Genomic DNA, 20,442 nt, shown 5'->3' with positions numbered 1-20,442 from the left:
ACTCCTGAGGAAATCCGGGGAGGGACGTCAGCCGCAGCAGCCGCCACCGCAGCAGCCGCCCCCGCCGCCGCCCGCGCGGGGCGCCGGAGCCGGGGCGGAGGCCGAGCCCCCGACCGCGACCGTCGAGAGGAGCTTCACCGTGTCCTCATGACCGGAAGGGCAGGCCGCGGGGTCGGAGGACTCGGCCATGGGACGACTGAGTTCGAAGGTGTCGCCGCAGGTCCGGCAGCGGTACTCGTAGCGAGGCATGGGGACAGGTTAATCCGCGACGGCGGAAGTGCCGCCCCTCCGGGCTCCGTTTGATCACTCTTGCCGTACCGGTGTGGAGGAACTGTAAAGGCCGCTGGTAACTTTCGAACGCCGCGAGAAGCCGTAAGGGCGGGGGAACGTGAGGGCTCGCTGCCGTCGACCACGGCAGCCATGTCCTTCCGCGCGAGCACCACCGTGAGCGGGAGGGAGACGCAGCCGTGTCCAAGGCTGGGCGGGAATCGGACGAGACCATGCAGTTGAAGGTCCCCGCTTCCCCGAACGCGGACGAGACCATGATGTTGCGCGCCGTCGAGCCGGCCGCCACCGGCCGCGCGGACACGCGCTCCGGCACGGCGCCGGACGGCAGCGGCCGCGGCAGGTCACGCCGCCGGCGCAAGGCCCCCCGTGCCTCCGCCCTGTCCCGTCTCCCCGCCGCACCCCCGGGGCTGACGCGGCTCGTCACCCGCCTCGCGTCCGACGCCCGCCGCCTGCGGCCCCGGTACCCGCACGCCGACCGGGCCGGCTGGCGGCGCTGGGCACCCTCCTGGCGGCAGTGGCTCGGCGCCGCGCTGGCGTTCACCGGCCTGAGCGTCGTCCTCCTCGGCTCCGCCTACGCCGCCACCGACATCCCGGAGAACCTCAACTCGTACGCCACCCAGCAGGACAACGTCTACTTCTGGTCCGACGGGACGCCCATGGCCCGCACCGGCTGGGTGCGGCGGCAGGCGATGCCGCTCGACGACATACCGGAGGACGTCCGCGACGCGGTGCTGGCGGCGGAGAACGCGAGCTTCTACAGCGACCCCGGCATATCCCTCAGCGGCCTCGCCCGCGCCCTGTGGCGCACCGTCGGCCAGGGAGACACCCAGGGCGGCTCCACCATCACCCAGCAGTACGTCAAGAACGTCTACCTCAGCCAGGACCGCTCGGTCGGCCGCAAGTTCACCGAGGCCATGCTCGCCCTCAAGCTCGACAACCAGATGAGCAAGGACGACATCCTGGAGGGCTACCTCAACACGAGCTGGTTCGGCCGCGGCACCTACGGCATCCAGCGCGCCGCCCAGGCCTACTACGGCAAGGAGGTCGGCGACCTCGACGTCAGCGAGGCCGCCTTCCTCGCCTCCCTCCTCAAGGGCGCGGGGCTCTACGACCCGGCCCTGAGCGAGGCCAACCACGACCGGGCGGTGGAGCGCTGGTCCTGGATCCTCGACCGCATGGCCGAGACCGGCACCCTGTCGAAGGCCGAGCGGGCCCGGTACACGAAGTTCCCCGAACCGCTCAAGCGGGCGCCCGGGTTCGACACCGGCAAGCAGAGCGACTACCTCGTGGAACTGGCCGCCCGGTACGCCAAGAAGGCGGCGCACCTCTCGGACAAGGAGTTCGACTTCGGCGGCTTCCAGATCTACACGACCTTCGACCGCAAGCAGGAGAGCGCACTCACCGAAGCCGTCGCCGAAGCCCGCAAGCAGGCGCGGAAGACGGACGCGGCCAAGGCGAAGTCCCTGCACTTCGGCGCCTCCTCGGTGGCCACCGACGGGCGGATCCTCGCCGTCCACGGCGGCCCCGACCACCGCACCCAGGGCTACAACGAGTCGAACGCGACCACCGTGCCCGCCGGTTCGGCCTTCCTGCCCTTCGTCTACGCCGCCGCCCTGGAGAACGGCGTGCACAAGACCCGGGACGGCGCCGCGACCGAGGTGACCCCGCAGACGCTGTACGACGGGGACGACGGCATCGCCGTCAGGACACCCGAGGGCCCCTACTGGGACCGCGGCGGCAAGCAGGTCACCTCCCACAACGACGGCAAGAAGTCCTACGGGCGGATCGGCCTGGGCCGGGCGCTCGCCCTGTCGGTGAACACGCCGTTCATGCAGCTCGGCATGGACACCGGCCTGGACCAGGTCCGGGACACCGCCCAGCGGGCCGGCCTGCTCCCCTCCAGCTTCGGCCCGCAGGTGCCCGCGATGTCCCTCGGCAGTGCCACGCCCAGCGCGATCCGCATGGCCAGCGGATACGCCACGTTCGCCGCCGCCGGCAAGCACGTCGAGCCGTACTCGGTGTCCCGCATCACCCGCAACGGTTCCGGGATCGCGCTGACGAAGCCGGCCTCGCGCCGCGCGGTGAAGGCGAGCGTGGCCGCGGCGGTCCAGTCCGCCCTCACGGACGCCTTCCGCACCGCCCGCCCGGGGGCGGACCCGGCCGCCACGGTGGCCGGGAAGGCCGGCACCACGCAGAACGACACCGCCGCCTGGTACGTCGGCACGGCCCACTCCGTGTCGACGGCCGTGGTGGCCTACCGCATCGACCTCGGCAAGAGCCTCGAACCCCTCCCGCTGAACGGGATCGCGGGCTCCCCGGGGAACAGCGTCCCGTACCGCATCTGGTCCGGTGCCCGCGGCATCGGCTGACCCCGCGCCCGGCACCGCCCCGTACCCCCCACCCCCTTTCGCAGAATGAGCCGCGCATGAAATCGCCCTCCGGCCGCCGCCGACGACCCCGCGCCTCCCGCCGCAGCGCACCCCCGGGGATCCTGACCCTGGCGGCCCTCCTCGTCGTCGCGTCCCTGGTCGCGGGCTATCTGATCCTGACCGGCTCGGACACCACCGCCCCGGCCGCCTCTTCCGGGGCCCGTAGGGAGCCCGCCGCGAAGCCGGACCGGGAACCCGAGTGGGACGGCAGGACGAAGGTCCTCGGGGACGGCTCCACCTCCTACACCGGCCCCCCGAAGGGCCAGTTGAAGCCGGTGCCGCTCAAGCCGGGCCAGAAGCCGCCCCAGTTCGTCGTCTTCTCCTGGGACGGCGCGCTGCAGGGCGACGACGGCCTCTTCTCGCACTACCGGGAGCTGGCCGAGGAGTACGACGCCCACATGACCTTCTTCCTCACGGGCATCTACCTCGTGCCCAAGAGCAAGAAGGACCTCTACGCCCCGCCCCAGCACTCCAAGGGCTCGGCGGCCATCAGCTTCGCCACCGACGAGCACATACGCACCACGCTGGAGCAGCTCGGCAAGGCGTGGCAGGGCGGCAACGAGATAGGCACCCACTTCAACGGCCACTTCTGCGGCGAGAAGGGCGGCGGCGACTGGAGCGTCGCGGAGTGGAAGAGCGAGATCGACCAGTTCTACGACTTCGCCGAGAAGTGGAAGACCAACACCGGTTTCCGGGAACTCGATCCGCTGCCGTTCGACTTCAGGAAGGAGGTCACCGGCGGCCGGGCGCCCTGCCTGGAGGGCCAGGAGAACCTGCTGACGGCCGCCAAGGACTACAAGTGGCGCTACGACGCCAGTTCCGCCGGCGACTTCCAGATATGGCCCCGCAAGAAGAACGGCATATGGGACTTCCCGCTCCAGATGCTCCCTTACGAGGGCGGCAAGTACCAGGGCCTGTCGATGGACTTCAACTTCCTCTACAACCAGTCCGAGGGTGAGACCGAGGGCGACCCGGCGAACTACCCCCAGTGGGAGGAAGAGACCGTCGCCTCCTACATGTCCGGCTTCGACCGCGTGTACTACGGCAGTCGGGCTCCGCTGTTCATCGGCAACCACTTCGAGGACTGGAACGGCGGCATCTACATGAGGGCCGTCGACCGGGTCGTCAAGACCATGTGCACGAAGAAGGACGTCAAATGCGTGTCCTTCAGGGAACTGGCCGACTGGCTCGACGTGCAGAAGCCCGGAACCCTGCAACGGCTCCGCGGCCTGGACCCCGCACAGTCACCCGACTGGTCGACGGTCGTGAAGTGACCAGGCCCGAAAGTAATAGGCGCAACACCCTTCACAGTAGTCACACATTCCATGCAAAGATCTCCTACCCCGGCAACCCTTTGGCCGGGGCAAGAGGGGAAACACCAGTGAAATCACGGAAATTGAGCGGGACGCGACGCCGCGTCACGATAGTCGGCGCCGCGGCGACGTCGGTCGTCGCCGGAGTCGCCCTGCTGCCCAACTGGAGCGCGGGCGCGGCGGTCAGCGACGACCCGACGGTGGACGCCCGGACCAGGGCCACCTTCCAGCGGCTGGCCGACGCGGTCTTCACCGACCGCACCAACGCCCTGGTCGGCGGCGGGCGGGCCGACGCGGACAAGCCGCTGACCGACGGCTTCTCCGGCGACGTCGCGCTGTCCTCCGGCACGGCCCGCACCGAGGACGCCACCCGGTCCGCGCTGGGGCAGCGCAAGGAGAAGCTGGCCCGGGCCGGCGAGACGTACCGCGACGCCAGCACCACCGTCACCCTGAACGCCACGCGGGTGACGGGCCGTACGGCCAAGGCGGAGGTCACCGAGACCACGACGCTGACCTACGCCCGGACCCGCGGCAACGCGCCGAAGACCACCGGCTTCCAGGCCCGGCACGAACTGACCTTCACGGCCGACCGTCGGGGCGACTGGCGGCTGACGGGCGTCCGCGACGCCGATCAGGGCGGTCTCGCGGTGAACACGCTCTCCAAGCCGGCCCCCGTCAAGGCGACCGCCGCCGCCGACACCATGCCGAACGCCCCGCGCGCGGCGACCACCCGCAACCCGGCCGCCGCCCCGAAGACCGGCACGACGTACGACTACAAGGCCATGGCGGCCTACGCCGAGAAGCACTGGAACGCCTACAACAAGGACTACCCGGACTTCAGCGGCCGCGGCGCCGGCGGCGACTGCACCAACTTCGTCAGCCAGTCCCTGAAGGCGGGCGGCTGGAAGCACGTCCCCGGCTACGTGCACGACTACACCAGGTGGTTCGGCAACGCCGACATCCAGTCGCACTCGTTCATCGGCGTCAACGAGTGGTCCTGGTTCACCCAGAACTCCAAGCGGACCACGCCGCTCGCCAACGTCTACCAGCTGGAGGTCGGCGACGTCCTCCAGGTGGACTTCGACAAGGACGGGTCCAAGGACCACACGATGATCGTCACGTACAAGAGCGGCGGGGTGCCGTACCTGACTTACCACTCCAACAACACCCTCCGCAGGTCGGTGGCGAGCATCGTCGCGTCGTACCCGAACGCGTACTACTACGCCTACCGCACCTGAGACCGGACGGGGGCCGGGCTCAGTGTCCGGCCCCTCGCTCCTCGCGGATCCCGTCCACCACCCGGGCCACCGACCGCCGGATCCCCTCCGTCTCCGTGAGGAAGTGCCAGTAGTCGGGGTGGCGGCCTTCGAGGCCGGCGACGGCGCGGTCCAGGCGGGCCACGGCGTCGTCCAGGGGGCGGGCGTGGCGCGGGTCGGGGGTGTTGCGGCCGGCCATGGCGAGGCGCTGGGCGTCGCGGATGGCGAAGCGGGTGCGGTCGATCTCCTGCCGGGGGTCCTTCTGCACCGCGTTCAGGCGGTGCAGGCGGTCCCCGGCGGCCGACACGGCCTCGTCGGTGTTGTTCAGCAGGGCCCGCACGGTCGACAGCAGGGCCGTCGCGTCGGCCCAGCGCTGTTCGCCGCGGGCGGTGCGGGCCTCGGCCAGTCTCGTCTCGGCCTGGCGGACGTTCTCGGCGGCGGCGTCCGGGACGTGCTGGAGGTCCTGCCAGCAGGCCGCGGTGAAGCGGCGCCGGAGTTCGCTCAGGGTCGGTTCGACCTGCTCGGAGCGGGTGGTGAGGGCTTGGGCGCGGGTGCGCAGGGAGACGAGCCGGTGGTCGATCTCGGCGGCGCGGTCGGGCAGCCGCTCGGCCTCCACCCGGACCGCCTCGGCCTCGCGCGTGACCCGCTCGGCCCGCTCCAGGGTCTGCGGCACGCCGTGCTGCCCGGCGCCCTGGTTCAGCTTGGTCAGCTCCGGGGAGAGGGCGGCGAGCCGGGCGGCGAGGTCGTCCGCCCTGAGACCCGACGCTCGTACGGCGTCCAGCGCGTTGGAGGCGGCGAGCAGGGCCTGACGGGCGCGTTCCACCGCGGGGGCGAGACGGGCCAGCTGGGTCTCCGCCTTGCCGAGGAGCGGGCCGAGACCGTCGGTGAACCGGTCGAGCTCCTGCTTGACCCGGCCGAGTTCCTCCTTGGCGGCGGTCAGTTCGCCGCGGGCACGGGACGCGGCGGACGCCTCCAGGTCGTCGCGGTCGAGATCATGCGCGTCGACGGCGTTGATGTACCGGCGACTGGCCTCGTCGATCCGCCGGCCCAGCGCGTCGAAGTCGGCGACGGCCCGCCGGGCTGCGGGGGAGTCGTCGACGGCGGTGATCGTCTCGATCGAGATGCGCAGGTCGCGCTGGGCGGTGTCGAGCTCGTAGAAGGCCGCCGCGGCGTCGTCCTTCGCGGCCTGGGCCTCGGCCCGCTGGTTCTCGGCCCGGCCGCCGAACCAGCGCCGGGTGCCCCCGCCCGCGAAGGCGGCGGCCAGGGCCGGAGCGGCCAGCAGCGGGAGCGCGGCCACGACGAGCGTGTCGCGCAGCGGCCCGGGGATGCGGAGGAGGGGCCCGAGGGCGCGGAGGGGCCCGGGGACGCGTGGGCTGCGGCGGCGCGGACGATGTGCGCGCGGCACCGACGGCGAGTCCGGCTGTCCTGGTGTCGCCGTCACATCCCTCTCCCGTGCTGTGGTCCACCCTGCCCGGTGTCATTCTCCCACCGGTAGAGGACGAACACACGGGCCGTTCAGTTCACTGTTCGCACCGTCACGCTGCCGTCGCCGGTGTGGGCGGACACCCGGTGGGAGCTGCTCTCGTCGCGGGGCACGGACACGTCGACGCCGCCGTCACCGGTCTCGGTGGTCACGCGGTAGGTGGCCCGGGGCAGTGCGATGGTCACGGAGCCGTCGCTGCTGCGGGACTCGACACGGTCCGGCACGGCACCGAGTTCGAGGCGGGCCGAACCGTCGCCGGTGTGGGTGCGGACGTCGAGGGAGGAGACGTTCGCACGGATGGATCCGTCGCCAGTGCGCATCCGCAGGGGACCACTGGTGCCGGTGACGCGGATGGACCCGTCGCCGGTGCGCACCTCCACGGGGCCGGTGGTGTCGGTGACGCGGACGGATCCGTCGCCGGTGCGGATGTTCAGGGGGTCCTGGAAGCCCCGGGCGTGGACCGTGCCGTCGCCGTCCCGGACCTTGACGGTGATGCCGCGGGGGACCTCGACGCGGTGCTTGGCCGAGCAGTCGGCGACGATGCCGGAGCACTTCAGACGCAGCACCAGACGGTCGTCGCGCATGGCCCAGGTGACCTCGGGTTCCTTCCCGACGACGACCGAGCCCTGGAACCACCGGGTGACCTCGACCTTGCCCGCCGGGCTCTCGTCGGAGGCGACGATCTCCAGGGCCGAGTCGTCGGAGTCGACGGTGAGGGTGCGGCCCTGGAGGCCGAAGGACCGGTGGTCGGGGTCCGTGTCCTCCCCGGCGGACGCCCCGCAGGCGCTGAGCCCGGCGACGAGCACGACGACGGCCCCGGCGAGGGCGGTGGCGCGGGCGGTGGCGTTGCGTGCGGTCATGACGGTCTCCCCCTGGACGGACGGTGGGCGCTCCGGTGCGCTCTACGACCGTATGGACCCGGGGCCCGCCGGGGGATCCGGGCCACTCCCGGATCAACGGTGGGGTTACCCCCAGGTGCGGCACCCCGGACGCTCCCGCGATACGGGTTTGCGGGACTGCGCCCCGGGCCATGTAGGCTGTCGACTCGTCCTGGGCGCATGGCCCGGGAGCCGGGTGCGTAGCTCAGGGGTAGAGCGCCTGCCTTACAAGCAGGATGTCGGCGGTTCGAAACCGTCCGCGCCCACAGTGTCGAGCAATGCGTCAGGGGCCTCCTGGGAACTTCCCGGGAGGCCTTTCCCATGACCGCCGCCGATGCCCTCCTGAGTGGTCCCTGCACAGCACCGGCCAGGCCCCTTCCCTCGGTCTCGGGGGCTGTCACTACGATGGGCGCGTGAACAGCCCCGCCCGTGCTCAGCGACCCCCCCTGCGGCGGTGGCATGTGCTGTGCGTGCTGGGGCTGTTGGCGGGGTTGCTGGGGATGCACGGGCTGGCGCCCGGGGGTGGTCTGTCTCAGCGGGCGCATGTGATGCAGGGTCACCAGGCCCGGACGGCCCCGGCCTCCGTGCCGACGACCCACGTCATGCCCTATCTGCACTGCCCTGACGGGCATGTCCGGCACGCCGACGCGACCTGTGCGTCGGCCGCCGTGGGCGGGGGGCCGGTGCTGCCCCCGCTGGTTCCCGACCCGGTCCCCGTGTCCGTGGGGGAGAGCGCCGTTCGGGCGTACGCGGTCGTGGATTCGGACGGTGCCAGGGCCCCGCCTTCCCTGGCCGAGCTCCAGCTTCTGCGGATCTAGACACAACGCATCACGCCGACCGGTGACGGCGTGGTGCTCCGTCGTGTCCGGAATTCTCAGTTCCTTGCAGAAGCAGGAGTTCACGCATGAGCAACAGCATTCGTATCCTGGCGCGCCGCGCCGCCCTGGTGGCGGCCACGGGTGCCGCGGCGGTCGTCCTCGCGGCCTGTGGCGGTGACGGCGCCGACCGTGCCGCGGGCGGTGCCGGGCATGGCGACGCCGGAAGTCACGGCCCCACCGGGACCCCGTCGGCCGGCGGTGCCCACAACCCCCAGGACGTCACCTTCGCGCAGGGCATGATCCCGCATCACCGGCAGGCGCTGGAGATGGCGCGGCTGGCCGGCGGCCGGGCCTCCTCCGGGGCGGTCAAGGACCTCGCCGGGCGGATCGAGAAGGCGCAGGATCCGGAGATCCGGACCATGACCGGCTGGCTGAAGACCTGGGGCGAGGACGTGCCCCGGGCGGGCGGCGGCATGGACCACTCCGCGTCGGGCCACTCCGGCATGCCCGGGATGATGGGCGACGAGGACATGGCCGCACTGGAGAAGCTGACGGGCAAGGCCTTCGACCACCAGTTCCTGACCTTGATGGTCGAGCACCACGAGGGGGCCGTGGAGATGGCCCGGACCGAGCAGAGCAAGGGCCGCTACGGCCCCGCCAAGGCCATGGCAGGGGACATCGTCACCGCCCAGCAGGCCGAGATCCGCGAGATGAACGGGATGCTGGGCGACAAGAGCTGATCCCGTAGGCCGTCACGAGGTTCCGCCGGTCTCCTCCGGCGGGACCTCGTGCGCGTGCTTCAGCTCCGAGCGGGCCGCCACCCGCTCGGAGCCGGCGAGATCGGACCAGTAGCGGTGGGTGCTGACGAACACCGCCAGCTCGTGCTCCCGCCGCCGGAGTTTCTCCACTTCGGCCTGTTCGTCGGCGCTCCAGCCGGGAGAGGCGGGGCGTTCCACCTTGCGCCAGCCGTTGTCGTCGCTGAAGCCGTCCAGCGGCTCCACCGACCAGGGAAGCCGCTTCAGCAGGGCCGACAGCTCGGCCCGGACCTGATGGAGTTCCTCCTGACCGGCCAGGAGGTCACTCGGAAAGTCATAGGTCGTAGCCACGACCCAATGATACGCCTGTTCGAATTTGCCGAGCGAGTTCCTTCCTGTGGTTCATGCGAACGGGTGTGCTGGCAGCGACGGCTCCGTATCAGCGCCGGGCCGTGCCCCCGGCCCCGTCCGACAGCTCGCGCACCACCCGTGCCGCCACCGGGGCCGCAACTCCGTGGCGCTCGGCCGCGCGGAGCAACGCGCCGCCGATGGCGTCCAGTTCGAGGGGCCGGCCGGCCTCGGCGTCGCGCTGCATCGACGACTTCGTCGCCGCCGGGAACGCGTCGTAGCGGGCGATGGCCTGGGCGGGGTCCGCCGGGCCACCGCACGCGTCGCTGATCGCGGCGGTCTCCTCCACCAGGGCGGTCAGCTCGTCGCGGTGGCGGGTGCGGACGTCGCCGAGGGGGAGACCGTAGCGCGTGGTCAGCAGGGCGAACGGCGCCAGGAACGACATCTTCGCCCACAGGGCCGCCGTCTCGTCCGCCAGGACCCGGGTGGCCGGACCGGCCGCGGCGAAGGCCTCGGCGAGGGCGTCCAGGCGCGGCCGGGGCACGTCGGTGCCGGTCAGGTCGATCTCCGCGAAGGGGCTGCCGTGTTCGACGACGCCCGGTGCGACCCGGGTGGACTCGACCCGGATCACGGCGGGGGCCACGCGGTCGGGCCGGTAGCGGGCGCGCAGGGCCGCCGGGTGTTCGACACCGTTCAGGAACGGCACGAGAAGGCCGTCGCCCAGCACCGGGGCGGGGACCCGCGCCGACGCGGCGTCCAGAGCGGTGTCCTTGACGGTGACCAGGCACGCGTCGACCGGCTCGCGCAGTTCGGTGTCCGCCTCGACACGGGCCGTGAAGTCGCCGAAGCGCGCGCTGCGCACCTGGATGCCGCCGGTGCGCAGGGTCTTTGCGGTCTGCTCGCCGGACAGGCAGATCACGCGGTGGCCGGAGCGGGAGAGCAGGGCGGCGAGCAGGCCGCCCACGCCGCCGGGGCCCAGGACGGCCACGGTGAGTTCGTTCGTCACGAGGAGTTCCTCTCGTCGGTCGGCCCCGGAATGGTGGCCGCCTCGGAGTGATCATGACAGGCGCCGCTGTCGCAGGAGGGCCGGACGGGTGAAACTGGGGGCATGTGCCGGAGTATCAAGACGCTGCGTCCGCCCGCGATGCCCGAAGAGGCCACCGAGGCCGACGTGCGCGCTGCCGCCCTGCAGTACGTGCGGAAGATCTCGGGATTCCGCGCCCCCGCCGCTCACAACCAGGAGGTGTTCGACCGTGCCGTGGAGGCCGTGGCGCAGGCCACGGCCGAGTTGCTGGACGGTCTGGAGGTCCGCGGGGCCGGGACGCGGAAGGCGACGAGCCGGGCCTGACCGGACGCGGCGACGGCCGGGGCCGTGCGGTCCGCGCGCGGCCAGGGTTGGTCGGACCGCCGCGCGGCCCTGGCCGGTCCGTACGCCCCGGGCCTCAGACCGCCAGTTCCGGCTGCGGCTCGGGGCGCGGTGCCGGTACGGCCTCCGCTTCCCACAGCCGGGTGGTCCGCAGGTAGCCGTAGACCACCGAGGCCATCGCCAGCAGGAGCAGGGGGCCGGACAGCCACGGGTGGGCGGCCATCTCCAGCGGCACGAAGCGGTAGGACGCCAGCAGCACCGTGAAGACGGCCGCCCCGTACGCGATCAGCCGCACTCCCGCCCGGTCCCAGCCGCGGTCGTGCGTGCGCAGCGCCGCCTCGACCGTGTACGCGAACACCACGCCGGCGATGAGGTCGACGCCGTAGTGCCAGCCGAATCCCAGCGTGGCGGCGAGGGTGGCGACCAGCCAGAACGTGCCGGCGTACCGCAGGGCGCGCGGGCCCTTGCGGGAGTGGATGAAGATCGTGGTGGCCCAGGCCGTGTGCAGGCTGGGCATGCAGTTGCGCGGGGTGATCTCGTCGAACGGCAGCTCGTAGGGGGTGGTGATCGGGGGCAGGGTGTCCGGCCACAGGTTGGCCGCCGCCCAGTGCCCGCCCTCGGGGCCGTAGGCGAACATCGGCCCGACCACGGGGTAGATCATGTAGAAGGCCGGTCCGAGCAGGCCGATCAGCAGGAAGGTGCGCACCAGGTGGTGGCGCGGGAAGCGCTGCTCGGCCGCCACGTTGCGCAGCTGGTACAGCGCCACGCAGACCGCCGCCACGGCGAGCTGGGCGTAGACGTAGTCGAGGGCGTGCTCGCCGACCGGGCCGCTCGCCCGCAGGAGCCGGCCCGCCAGCCACGACGGGTTGCCCAGCGCGTGATCGGCCATGGCGACGTACGGGTCGAGTGTGACCGGGCGGGTCTGCGACGTGATCAGCAGCCAGGTGTCACCCGTCTTGCGGCCGGTCACCAGCAGCAGGCCGAGCCCGACGCCCTTCAGCATCAGGACGCGTTCCGGGCCGGTGCGGCGGACGAGGGCGAAGACCGCGACGCCCAGGATCACCCACAGCGCGCCGTTGCCGAACGGGTGGCCTTCGGCGGGATAGGTGCCGGTCGCCCACCGCACCAGCAGGAAGACGAGGTCGATGCCGACCGCGGTGCCGAGGGCGATGAGCCGTTGCCGCCAGGTGAGCACCACCATCATCAGCGCCATGCTCGCGTAGAGCAGGAACCCCGACTTGGGGGCGTGGATCACCTCGCGGGCCTGCGTGGTGATCGGCCCCGGTATGCCGAGGTGGTGTGCGGTGATCTGGAGCGCGACGAGGAACCCGAGCGTGATCACGCCGGCGGCGGCCCACAGCATCGCCCGGGGCCGCCGCCTCGCGGCGAGCGCGATCCGTCCTATTCGGGAGGCTTCCCGCGACGCTGTGGTTGTCAATGTCTCAGCCGCTTCCAGGTCTCGGAGTGGTCGTGGTGGCCGGTCGGAGGTCTACGACGTCCGCGGCTCGCGCCGCATCAGGTACGCCGCCCCCGCCCCGGCGCCGAACAGCGCCCCCACCGACACCGCCGTGGCCACCCAGCTCGCGCCCAGCAGATGGGCGCCGAAGTAGCCGAGGGCGACGCTGTACGCGGCCCAGGTGAGACCGGCCAGGGCCGACCAGGGCAGGAAGTCGCGGGCGCGGCGGCGGGCGGCGCCCGCGCCGAGGGAGACCACCGAGCGGCCGGCGGGAGCGAACCGGGCGAGGACGACGAGGGCGCCGCCGCCGCGCGCGAGGGCCGCGCCGAGGTGCTCCTGGGCGGTGGTCAGCCGCCGGGAACGCGCGATCGCCCGGTCCAGCCGGGCGCCGCCGCGCCAGGCGAGGCGGTAGGCCAGCAGGTCGCCCAGGACGGAGGCGGTGGCCGCGCAGAGGGTCAGGGCGAGGATGTCGGGCACCTCGGCCGCCGTGCCCGCTGCCGCCGCCGTGGCCGCCGTGATCACCAGGACGCCGCTGGGCAGCACCGGCAGGAACACGTCGAGCAGGACGGACAAGGCCACCACCGCGTAGATCCATGGGCTGCCGATCAGCAACCCCAAGTGCTCCGGCACCGCGACTCCCCATGACTCCCCCGTGGGCCAGACCGTGCCGCGATGGCGCGGGCGGAGACGGCAGGAGTGGCCATGACAGCCATAGAGCGTACGCCTGGGGTGTGACGGGCGGTTCACGGGGGGCTCATACGTTCGGTGCGGAGTGTTCACCTCGTCGCGCATCGCCCCGGATTGTCGGCATATATGCGGGTGCCGTCCTCATCGCGCTGAGGCCGGGCCGGTACAGACGCAGCGGCGCCTCCCCCGCTGGGGAAGGCGCCGCCGGCTGTCCGAGGGGCCGGGCGGATCAGGCGGCCACCGGGGCCTGGCCCGCGGAGCGCTGCTCCTGCGTCGAGGTGCGCTTGGCCAGCAGCCGGTCCAGGCCGAACGCGCCGGAGCCCGTGAAGATCAGCAGGAACATGGCCCAGCAGTACATGGCCGCGCCCTCGCCGCTGTTCTCGATCGGCCACAGGCCCTGGGGCTGGTGGACCTTGAAGTACGCGTACGCCATCGCGCCGGAGGAGATGAACGCCGCGATGCGGGTGCCGAGGCCCAGCAGCACCAGGGTGCCGCCGACGAGTTCGATGACGGCCGCGTACCAGTTCGGCCAGGCACCGGTCGCGGCGGTGCCGCCCTTGCCGTCCACGCCTCCGAGGACGCCGAAGAGTGCGACGGCTCCGTGGCAGGCGAAGAGCAGACCGACGACGATCCGGAACAGTCCGAGCGCGTACGGCTGTGCGCCGTTGAGGCGAGCGGTCATGTGGGGGGTCTCTCCTTCGGTTGGCCGGCCCTGGGGAGGCCGGTCGGGGACGGATACCGCGGAGTAGCCCACGTTAGGTGTGCCTAATTGATGCTTGCAAGTTCAACATTTGGCCACGGCTTTGCCTCTGATTGGGGCTCGATTTCGCGCCCAGTCGCACGTAGAACGGCTCTCGCCACCGCGTCCGCGTCCGAAAGAGTGACCGAATCCACCCCTGGGCGAGCTCCGGCGGCGGTCACCCAATGCACGCCTTCTGTCGGCACGCCGAACGCGAACAGCCTTGTGTGTGCAACTCCTTGACGATCCATCAGACGATAGGGGCGGGATGTTACGTCCAGTCCGCCTGTCTCATAACCGTCGACGGTGTGCGGCCGGCACCGTCCGCTGCGCAGCAGGCCGGCCAGGAGGGCGTCGGCGGTGTCCCGCAGGTCCGGTTCCGGCAGGCGCGCCTCTATGAGGGTTCTCACACGGACGGCCGAGCCCGGAACGTCGGGGGAGTGCGCGGCCCAGGCCCCGTCCTCCTCCGTCACCCGCAGCCGCGGCCCCAGTACCTCCACGACACCCGCCTCGATGAGGGCCACGAGTTCCTCGATGCGGCGCCGCGGCGGGCCGATGGACAGGAACGCGTTGAGCGGGGTGTACCAGCGGTCCAGGTGGTCCCGGCGGGAGGCGCCGGCGAGGCCGCCGTGGTCCACGATCAGCCGCAGCTCGTTGCGCAGGTCGCGCAGCACGTCCAGCGCCGCCTTCAGCGGGCCGTGCACATTGCCCAGGGCGGCCTGGGCGGCGTCCTCGCGCAGATGTGCCAGCAGCCAGTCGCGCCACCGGACGGGGTGCGCGACGTCCCGTCCGGCGTACGGGCGGGAGATCCGCTCCCAGCACCAGCGGTCGCCGTCCGGCACCCCGAACTCCTCCAGCAGCGAAGCCTCCCGGGGGTCGCCGTGCGGAACGGCGAGGAAGCGGTCGGCGAACTCCCGCTCGGGTCCGGCGAACTCCCGCTCGGGTCCGGCGAACTCCTGCTCCGGTCCGGCGAACTCCTGCTCGGGTCCGGCGAGCTTCCGCTGGGCTCCGGAGAGCTCCCGCTCCCGCCCGCCGAACTCCCGCTCCCGCTCCCGCCCGGCGCGGTCCGCGGCCCGGCGGATCAGCCCGGTGTAGTAGACCGTCTCCACCTCCTTCGCCACCAACGGCCAGATCTCCGCGAGGAAGTCGGGCGCCTCCCCGGAGTCGGCGCGCTTGCGGAACCCGGCGATCACCTCCGGGGTGAGGACGAGCGGAACGTGCCGGCCGTACGGCCCCTTCGCGTTGTCGCCGCGTGCCTGGTACGGGACGCCGCGCCGGGAACCGGCGAAGAGCCGCGGCTCACGGCCGGAGGGCAGATAGCGCAGACCGTCGGCGTCCCGTACGAAACGGCCACCCCGGCCGGTCGTCAACAGGGCCGTGTGGTCGAAGAAGTTGAGGCCGAGGCCGCGCAGCAGAACGGGCTCGTCCGGGGGTATGGAGGACAGGTCGACATCGGCCGGGTTGGCGGGCGGGACGTGGCGCAGGCCGTTCCGCGCGGCGTGGGCCGCGTGCCGCAGCAGGTCGGGGCCGGCGAGCCTGGGCAGGTGCCCCTGGGCCAGCACCACCGCGGACAGGCCGGTCAGGACGCGGCCGTCGTCGAGGGTGAGGGCCTGGCGGTCCCCGGGTGTGTCGTCGAGCCGCACCGCGCGCGCCCGGTGCGTCTCGACCCGTACGGCCGGCGGCGCCTGCCGTACGACCTCGGCGAACACCCACTCCAGGTAGCGGCCGTAGTCGGCCCGGGTCGGGTACTCGTCCGGGCCCAGTCCGCCGTCCGCCCACTCGTGCAGGCTCGGGCCCGGGCGGATCGGGCCCGAGCAGTCCACGCTGTCGTCGGTGAACAGGGTGACTTGGCAGGCCACGGTGTTCATCAGCAGCTCGGGCGACTGGGCCGTGCGCCAGACGCGGCCGGCGCCGGGCGGGTCCGGGTCGATCACATGGACCGTCAGCAGGGCACCCGGCGGCAGCAGCTCCGGGGCGGAGGCGCACAGGCGTTCCAGGACGCTGGTGCCGCGTGGTCCGGCCCCGACCAGGGCGACGGAGACCCGCACGGGCCCCGGAACCGGACCGGGACCTCCGGCCGGTTCGGGACCCCCGGCCGGTTCGGATTCCTCGGTTTCCTCGAAGGCTTCCTCGAAGGTTCCCTGGAAGGTTTCCTCGGAGGTTTCCTCGGGCGACGCAGACAAGGGTGGAACTCCCGGGCGTGGGGGGCGCGTGTCGGCGGTCCGCCGGGCAGGAAGCGGACGGTCCGCCTCATCATGCCGCCGCCGGGAGCGGTAACCGAGACTCGTGGGGAAGGATTGACGGTCGCTGTGGGATGCCTCACTGCCATCACGGGGCATCAAGGAACACAGCGGCAACAAGCGGGCGCAAACGGTGGGTTAGGGGGCGAGCTCGGAGTCCAGGAGCGTCGTCATGCGAGGGCCCGTGCCCTCGCGGGGCTTGGCCTGCTCCAGTCGCAGCCGGGCCGAACGGCCGCGCAGGGTCAGGGTCATGAGCTGGTTGCCGAACCAGGGGCCGCCCGTCTTGCGCCAGCCGACCGGCGGCTTCGGGAGGCGGCCGTGCCGGGCGAGCCCGCGGCCCAGGCGCCGCGCCATCGCGCTCCAGCCGATGCGGAACGCCAGCCGCATCGACAGCGGGACGGAGTTGTGCACGGGGGAGCAGACCAGCTGCACCACCCGGGCGTCCGGGCCCCGGCCGGGCCACGAGGGCTCGGCGATGTAGGCGTGGTGCACGTCCCCGGAGAGCACGCACACCGTCGCCGGCGCGTGATCGCCCGAGCCCGCCTCGGCGATCAGCTCCGCCAGCCCCGCGAAGGACTCGGGGAACGCCGACCAGTGCTCCAGGTCGGCGGCGCGCCGCACCTTCTCCCCGAATCGCGCCCAGCGCTCGCCGCGTTCACCGCCGCACAGCGCCGCGTTCCAACCCTCGGCGTCGTGCACCAGATGCGGCAGCAGCCAGGGCAGCGAGGTGCCGATCAGCAGGTGGTCGTACGCCTCGCGCGAGTCCAGCACCTGCTCGCGCAGCCAGGCTTCCTCGCCCGGGTCGAGCATCGCGCGCTCGTCCTCGGCGAGGACCCGGGCGGCCCGGCTGTCCACCATCACCAGGCGTACGCGCCCGAAGTCGCGTCGGTAGCTCCAGCGGGCCGTGGCCGCGTCGGCGTCGGCCCGGGAGGCGAAGGCGCGCAGCACATCGGTCCCGTCGGGGGCCTCACGGACCGCCTCGTACACCGGGTCGGCCGCCAGCTCCTCCAGGGAGAGGTTGCCGAGGTGCTGGTGGACCCAGTACGACATCAGGCCGCTCAGCAGCCGCTCCTGCCACCAGTCGGTGGAGCGCATGTCGGCGAGCCAGGCGGCGGAGGTGTTCCAGTCATCGATCACGTCGTGGTCGTCGAAGATCATGAAGCTGGGCACGGTGGACAGCAGCCAGCGGATGCGCGGGTCGAGCCAGGACTCGTAGTACAGATGGGTGTACTCCTCGTAGTCCGCGACCCCGTTGCCCGGCTCCTCCTTCAGGTCGCGGCGGCCCGCCAGCCAGCGTTGCGTGGCGTCGGAGGTCTCGTCGGCGTACACCTGGTCGCCGAGCAGCAGCAGGACGTGCGGCCGCTCGCCCTCGGGGTCGGCCGCGAGGCGGGTGGCGAGGGCGTCCAGGGCGTCCGGGCCCACGGGGTCGTCCCCGCCCGCCGGGGGAGAGGCCCAGCGGCAGGAGCCGAAGGCGACGTTGAGGCCGCCCTCCGGGCCCGGCGCGTGGATCGCCGAGGGCGGGAAGGGGGAGCCGGGCAGGGGCCACACCCGGGTGCCGTCGAGCAGCACCTCGTACGTCGTGGTCGTACCCGCCGTCAGGCCGGTCACCGGGATCAGCGCGTAGTGGTGGCCCGCGATCTGGAAGCTGTGGGCCGTGCCGCCGGCGCCGTCGGCGCAGCGCACCTCGGCGGTGCACGGACGGCTCGTCTCGACCCACACGGTCGCGGACGAGCCGTCGGTGTACCTCAGCAGCGGTCCGAGGCGCAGTGCGCTCATGTCGTTCCCCTCTCCGTCGCCCCGTACGGTACGCAGCGACGGAGGTCAGCGGGGAGGTCCCGACACGAAATCAGCGTGTCAGCAGCTCGCGAGGTAGTTCTGCAGCGCGGACTTCTCGGCCGAGTCGACGGAGAGGCCGTAGTAGTACTTCACCTGCACCCAGGCGCGGACGTAGGTGCAGCGGTACGCCGTCCGGGAGGGCATCCAGGTGGCCGGGTCCTGGTCGCCCTTGGCCTGGTTGACGTTGTCGGTGACCGCGATGAGCTGCGGGCGGGTCAGGTCGTTGGCGAAGGACTGGCGGCGGGACGTCGTCCAGGAGTCGGCACCGGAGTCCCAGGCCTCGGCGAGCGGGACCAGGTGGTCGATGTCGACGTCGGAGGCGGCGGTCCAGGTGGCGCCCTCGTAGACGGAGTACCAGCTGCCGCTGGTGGCGGCGCAGGAGGAGTCCTGCTGGACGTTGGAGCCGTCGCGCTTGAGGACGACCTCGCGGGTGTTGCAGGAGCCGGACTGGGTGATCCAGTGCGGGAAGAGGTCGCGGTTGTAGCCGGTGCGGTCCTCGGTCGCCACGGTGAGCGAGGCGAGGTAGGAGCGGGCGGTGGCGCCGCTCACGGGGGTGGGGAGGGCGGCTGAGGCCGTGGGGGCGTTGAAGAGGGCCACGGACGATATGAGCGCGGTGGCGCCCGCGGCCATGCTCAGCCGTCGACGCGCGTAGAACCTGGGCATGCGAACTCCCTGGGGAGAGGGGGGTGTTGGCGTACGAGCGAGGGGAATGCTCGCGGTGCCGTGTTGCGCACAGGTGTGCGCCCGGTGAGAAGTTAGTGACACGTGCATGACATGACAAGGTTCACGGGGAAAGTTTTCGCGCGAGGGTGTCGCGTACGATGGACGGCGCAGAAGGGGAGTAGCTCTTCGCCGGACCGTCGACATACTGCTCAGCCCGCCTGAGCCGGCGCCCGGAGGCCGGTCCTTTCCCGGACCTGCCAGCGAGACCTTCGGCAAAGCAGTGCACGCCCGCGCTTCCCGGCGCGGGTGCCGTGTGTGCTGCCGTGCCGAGGTGTCGTGTGCGAAGGTCCAGCACTCTCGGTGGGGCAGCCCCGACCGATTGAGGAACCCTTGATCAGCCTGACCGTGACGGCCGTCGTCTTCGGCGTCGTCTTCCTCGCGGAACTGCCGGACAAGACCGCCCTCGCGGGCCTCGTCCTCGGCACCCGCTACCGCGCCTCCTACGTCTTCGCCGGTGTCGCCGCCGCCTTCGCGCTGCACGTCGCGCTGGCCGTCGCCGCCGGCAGTGTGCTGACGCTGCTGCCGCAGCAGATCGTGCAGGCCCTCACGGGCGTGCTGTTCCTGGGCGGGGCCGCGGTGCTGCTGCTGAGGAAGGGGGAGGACGAGGAGGAGGTCCGCAAGCCGGAGAACCAGTCCTTCTGGAAGGTCTCGGGCGCCGGATTCATGCTCATCCTGGTCGCCGAGTTCGGTGACCTGACGCAGATCATGACCGCGAACCTGGCCGCCCGCTACGACGACCCGCTCTCCGTCGGCCTGGGAGCGGTGCTCGCGCTGTGGGCCGTGGCCGGGCTCGGCATCGTCGGCGGCAAGGCGCTGATGAAGAAGGTGCCGCTGCGGCTGATCACGCAGGTCGCGGCGCTGGTCATGCTGGCGCTCGGCGTGTGGAGCCTGTGGGAGGCCGTGACCGGCTGAGCAGGGCGAGCCGAACAGTGGGTGAACGTCCGGTGGGGCCCCCTGGCGCGAAGGCCGCCTTGTTTTGTACCGTAGAGAAACAAAGTGGCCTCCGCCCGTTTTCCCTGACCGGCGGGCGGGGCCGCCTTGTCTCCCGGGGCGTGCCGGTCGCGATCCGTCGTCCGCCCCCCTCCCGCGCTGGAACGCGCCCCGAGCCTTGGAGCTGCCGATGACGGCCACCGCCGTGCTCACCGCCCGCGCCCTCCTGCTGGACATGGACGGCACCCTCGTCAACTCGGACGCCTCGGTCGAACGCGTCTGGCGGCGCTGGGCCCAGCGTCACGGGCTCGACGGGGACGAGGTCATGAAGGTCGTCCACGGCCGGCAGGGCTACGCCTCCATGGCGCTGCTGCTGCCCGAGCGGCCGATGGAGCAGAACCACGCCGACAACGCCCGGATGCTCGCCGAGGAGACGGCCGACACCGACGGCGTCGTCGCGATCCCCGGGGCACCGGAGTTCCTGGCCTCGCTGCGCGGACTCCCGCACGCGCTGGTGACCTCGGCCGACGTGCCGCTCTCGACGGCGCGGATGGCCGCGGCCGGTCTGGAGCAGCCCGGGGTGCGGGTGACCGCGGAGTCCGTCGGGGCGAGCAAGCCCGACCCGGAGGGCTTCCTGAAGGGCGCCGCCGAGCTGGGCGTCGCCCCCGAGGACTGTGTGGTCTTCGAGGACTCCGGGGCCGGGATAGCGGCCGGGCGCGCCGCCGGGATGACGGTGGTCGGGGTCGGGCCCCGGGCCGCGGCCCACGAGCCGGACGTCGTGGTGGAGGACCTCACGAAGGTGCGGGTGCAGGCCGGCGCTGACGGGACGATCCGGCTGCACATCGGGTGAACGCCGGTTGTGCCGGTCACTCGGGCGGCGCGGGCGCACCCGTCACC

At 72.3% G+C, this 20,442-nt stretch carries 19 protein-coding genes and 1 tRNA gene; 9 read left to right on the top strand and 11 right to left on the bottom strand.

Annotated features, from left to right (window positions below; genetic code table 11):
* Positions 1-27 precede the first annotated feature (27 nt).
* Positions 28-249 carry an FmdB family zinc ribbon protein gene (locus RFN52_RS11930; protein ID WP_184557282.1) on the bottom strand — a complete coding sequence of 74 codons (222 nt, stop codon included), beginning with the start codon at positions 247-249 and terminating at the stop codon, positions 28-30.
* 251 nt (positions 250-500) lie between these two features.
* Here RFN52_RS11930 and RFN52_RS11925 point away from each other — a divergent pair, with 251 nt between their 5' ends.
* The 3 genes from RFN52_RS11925 (at position 501) to RFN52_RS11915 (ending at position 5,268) form a co-directional block, all read left to right on the top strand.
* A complete protein-coding gene (locus RFN52_RS11925) occupies positions 501-2,657 on the top strand; it encodes a transglycosylase domain-containing protein (protein WP_184853860.1) in 2,157 nt (718 codons plus the stop codon).
* A 56-nt stretch (positions 2,658-2,713) separates the two neighbouring features.
* A complete protein-coding gene (locus RFN52_RS11920) occupies positions 2,714-3,991 on the top strand; it encodes a polysaccharide deacetylase family protein (protein ID WP_311240938.1) in 1,278 nt (425 codons plus the stop codon).
* A gap of 122 nt (positions 3,992-4,113) precedes the next feature.
* Positions 4,114-5,268, top strand: a complete 1,155-nt coding sequence (locus tag RFN52_RS11915; RefSeq protein ID WP_229856257.1) for an amidase domain-containing protein — start codon at positions 4,114-4,116, stop codon at positions 5,266-5,268.
* 19 nt (positions 5,269-5,287) lie between these two features.
* On the opposite strand, the gene RFN52_RS11910 is transcribed toward RFN52_RS11915, so the two are convergent.
* The gene (locus tag RFN52_RS11910; protein WP_184845847.1) at positions 5,288-6,727 is read right to left on the bottom strand and encodes a coiled-coil domain-containing protein; all 1,440 of its coding nucleotides are present in this window, start codon (positions 6,725-6,727) and stop codon (positions 5,288-5,290) included.
* A gap of 74 nt (positions 6,728-6,801) precedes the next feature.
* Entirely contained in the window at positions 6,802-7,629 is an 828-nt protein-coding gene (locus RFN52_RS11905) for a DUF4097 family beta strand repeat-containing protein (protein ID WP_184845844.1), read from the bottom strand.
* 212 nt (positions 7,630-7,841) lie between these two features.
* Between RFN52_RS11905 and RFN52_RS11900 the strand changes: the two genes are divergently transcribed.
* The 3 genes from RFN52_RS11900 to RFN52_RS11890 all read left to right on the top strand — a co-directional run bounded on the left by RFN52_RS11900 (position 7,842) and on the right by RFN52_RS11890 (position 9,205).
* Positions 7,842-7,913 (top strand) — tRNA-Val (locus tag RFN52_RS11900).
* 195 nt (positions 7,914-8,108) lie between these two features.
* A complete protein-coding gene (locus tag RFN52_RS11895) occupies positions 8,109-8,465 on the top strand; it encodes a DUF6153 family protein (protein WP_184853859.1) in 357 nt (118 codons plus the stop codon).
* 86 nt (positions 8,466-8,551) lie between these two features.
* Complete coding sequence (locus RFN52_RS11890; RefSeq protein WP_184845842.1) at positions 8,552-9,205, top strand: DUF305 domain-containing protein; 654 nt, start codon at positions 8,552-8,554, stop codon at positions 9,203-9,205.
* A 12-nt stretch (positions 9,206-9,217) separates the two neighbouring features.
* Here RFN52_RS11890 and RFN52_RS11885 read toward each other — a convergent pair whose 3' ends face one another.
* Complete coding sequence (locus RFN52_RS11885; RefSeq protein ID WP_184845840.1) at positions 9,218-9,571, bottom strand: DUF8825 domain-containing protein; 354 nt, start codon at positions 9,569-9,571, stop codon at positions 9,218-9,220.
* A gap of 88 nt (positions 9,572-9,659) precedes the next feature.
* Positions 9,660-10,574, bottom strand: a complete 915-nt coding sequence (locus RFN52_RS11880) for a ketopantoate reductase family protein (RefSeq protein WP_184845838.1) — start codon at positions 10,572-10,574, stop codon at positions 9,660-9,662.
* Between the two features lie 102 nt (positions 10,575-10,676).
* On the opposite strand from RFN52_RS11880, the gene RFN52_RS11875 reads away from it, so the two are divergent.
* Positions 10,677-10,916, top strand: a complete 240-nt coding sequence (locus tag RFN52_RS11875; RefSeq protein ID WP_184845836.1) for a DUF2277 domain-containing protein — start codon at positions 10,677-10,679, stop codon at positions 10,914-10,916.
* A 94-nt stretch (positions 10,917-11,010) separates the two neighbouring features.
* Here RFN52_RS11875 and RFN52_RS11870 read toward each other — a convergent pair whose 3' ends face one another.
* The 6 genes from RFN52_RS11870 to RFN52_RS11845 form a co-directional block, all read right to left on the bottom strand.
* On the bottom strand, positions 11,011-12,297 hold the full coding sequence (locus RFN52_RS11870) for a phosphatase PAP2 family protein (RefSeq protein WP_184845834.1): 1,287 nt from the start codon (positions 12,295-12,297) through the stop codon (positions 11,011-11,013).
* Positions 12,298-12,423: 126 nt separating this feature from the next.
* A complete protein-coding gene (locus RFN52_RS11865; RefSeq protein WP_184845832.1) occupies positions 12,424-13,020 on the bottom strand; it encodes a DedA family protein in 597 nt (198 codons plus the stop codon).
* Positions 13,021-13,306: 286 nt separating this feature from the next.
* On the bottom strand, positions 13,307-13,759 hold the full coding sequence (locus tag RFN52_RS11860; RefSeq protein ID WP_161361983.1) for a DoxX family protein: 453 nt from the start codon (positions 13,757-13,759) through the stop codon (positions 13,307-13,309).
* An 83-nt stretch (positions 13,760-13,842) separates the two neighbouring features.
* Positions 13,843-15,864: an FAD/NAD(P)-binding protein gene (locus RFN52_RS11855; protein WP_184853858.1), complete on the bottom strand. Its 2,022-nt coding sequence runs from the start codon at positions 15,862-15,864 to the stop codon at positions 13,843-13,845.
* Positions 15,865-16,194: 330 nt separating this feature from the next.
* Positions 16,195-17,832, bottom strand: a complete 1,638-nt coding sequence (locus RFN52_RS11850; RefSeq protein ID WP_184845830.1) for an alkaline phosphatase D family protein — start codon at positions 17,830-17,832, stop codon at positions 16,195-16,197.
* A 78-nt stretch (positions 17,833-17,910) separates the two neighbouring features.
* Positions 17,911-18,555 (bottom strand): HNH endonuclease family protein, encoded by a 645-nt coding sequence (locus tag RFN52_RS11845; protein WP_184845827.1) that lies wholly within the window; start codon positions 18,553-18,555, stop codon positions 17,911-17,913.
* A gap of 390 nt (positions 18,556-18,945) precedes the next feature.
* Between RFN52_RS11845 and RFN52_RS11840 the strand changes: the two genes are divergently transcribed.
* Together RFN52_RS11840 and RFN52_RS11835 are read left to right on the top strand one after the other, a co-directional pair.
* Positions 18,946-19,527, top strand: a complete 582-nt coding sequence (locus RFN52_RS11840; RefSeq protein WP_062926595.1) for a TMEM165/GDT1 family protein — start codon at positions 18,946-18,948, stop codon at positions 19,525-19,527.
* 208 nt (positions 19,528-19,735) lie between these two features.
* Positions 19,736-20,395: an HAD-IA family hydrolase gene (locus RFN52_RS11835; RefSeq protein ID WP_184845825.1), complete on the top strand. Its 660-nt coding sequence runs from the start codon at positions 19,736-19,738 to the stop codon at positions 20,393-20,395.
* Positions 20,396-20,442 lie beyond the last annotated feature (47 nt).

Source organism: Streptomyces collinus (assembly GCF_031348265.1).
Classification (GTDB): domain Bacteria; phylum Actinomycetota; class Actinomycetes; order Streptomycetales; family Streptomycetaceae; genus Streptomyces; species Streptomyces collinus.
The sequence above is the reverse complement of the archived record's forward strand: the minus strand, read 5'-3'. Positions and strand labels throughout refer to the sequence as shown.

Excerpts from the sequence above, each read along its gene's own strand:
- RFN52_RS11930 (WP_184557282.1), bottom strand. The coding sequence starts at position 249 with ATGCCTCGCTACGAGTACCGCTGCCGGACCTGCGGCGACACCTTCGAA.
- RFN52_RS11925 (WP_184853860.1), top strand. The coding sequence starts at position 501 with ATGCAGTTGAAGGTCCCCGCTTCCCCGAACGCGGACGAGACCATGATG.
- RFN52_RS11920 (WP_311240938.1), top strand. The coding sequence starts at position 2,714 with ATGAAATCGCCCTCCGGCCGCCGCCGACGACCCCGCGCCTCCCGCCGC.
- RFN52_RS11905 (WP_184845844.1), bottom strand. The coding sequence starts at position 7,629 with ATGACCGCACGCAACGCCACCGCCCGCGCCACCGCCCTCGCCGGGGCC.
- RFN52_RS11890 (WP_184845842.1), top strand. The coding sequence starts at position 8,552 with ATGAGCAACAGCATTCGTATCCTGGCGCGCCGCGCCGCCCTGGTGGCG.
- RFN52_RS11875 (WP_184845836.1), top strand. The coding sequence starts at position 10,677 with ATGTGCCGGAGTATCAAGACGCTGCGTCCGCCCGCGATGCCCGAAGAG.
- RFN52_RS11870 (WP_184845834.1), bottom strand. The coding sequence starts at position 12,297 with ATGCTGTGGGCCGCCGCCGGCGTGATCACGCTCGGGTTCCTCGTCGCG.
- RFN52_RS11860 (WP_161361983.1), bottom strand. The coding sequence starts at position 13,759 with ATGACCGCTCGCCTCAACGGCGCACAGCCGTACGCGCTCGGACTGTTC.
- RFN52_RS11850 (WP_184845830.1), bottom strand. The coding sequence starts at position 17,832 with ATGAGCGCACTGCGCCTCGGACCGCTGCTGAGGTACACCGACGGCTCG.
- RFN52_RS11845 (WP_184845827.1), bottom strand. The coding sequence starts at position 18,555 with ATGCCCAGGTTCTACGCGCGTCGACGGCTGAGCATGGCCGCGGGCGCC.
- RFN52_RS11835 (WP_184845825.1), top strand. The coding sequence starts at position 19,736 with ATGACGGCCACCGCCGTGCTCACCGCCCGCGCCCTCCTGCTGGACATG.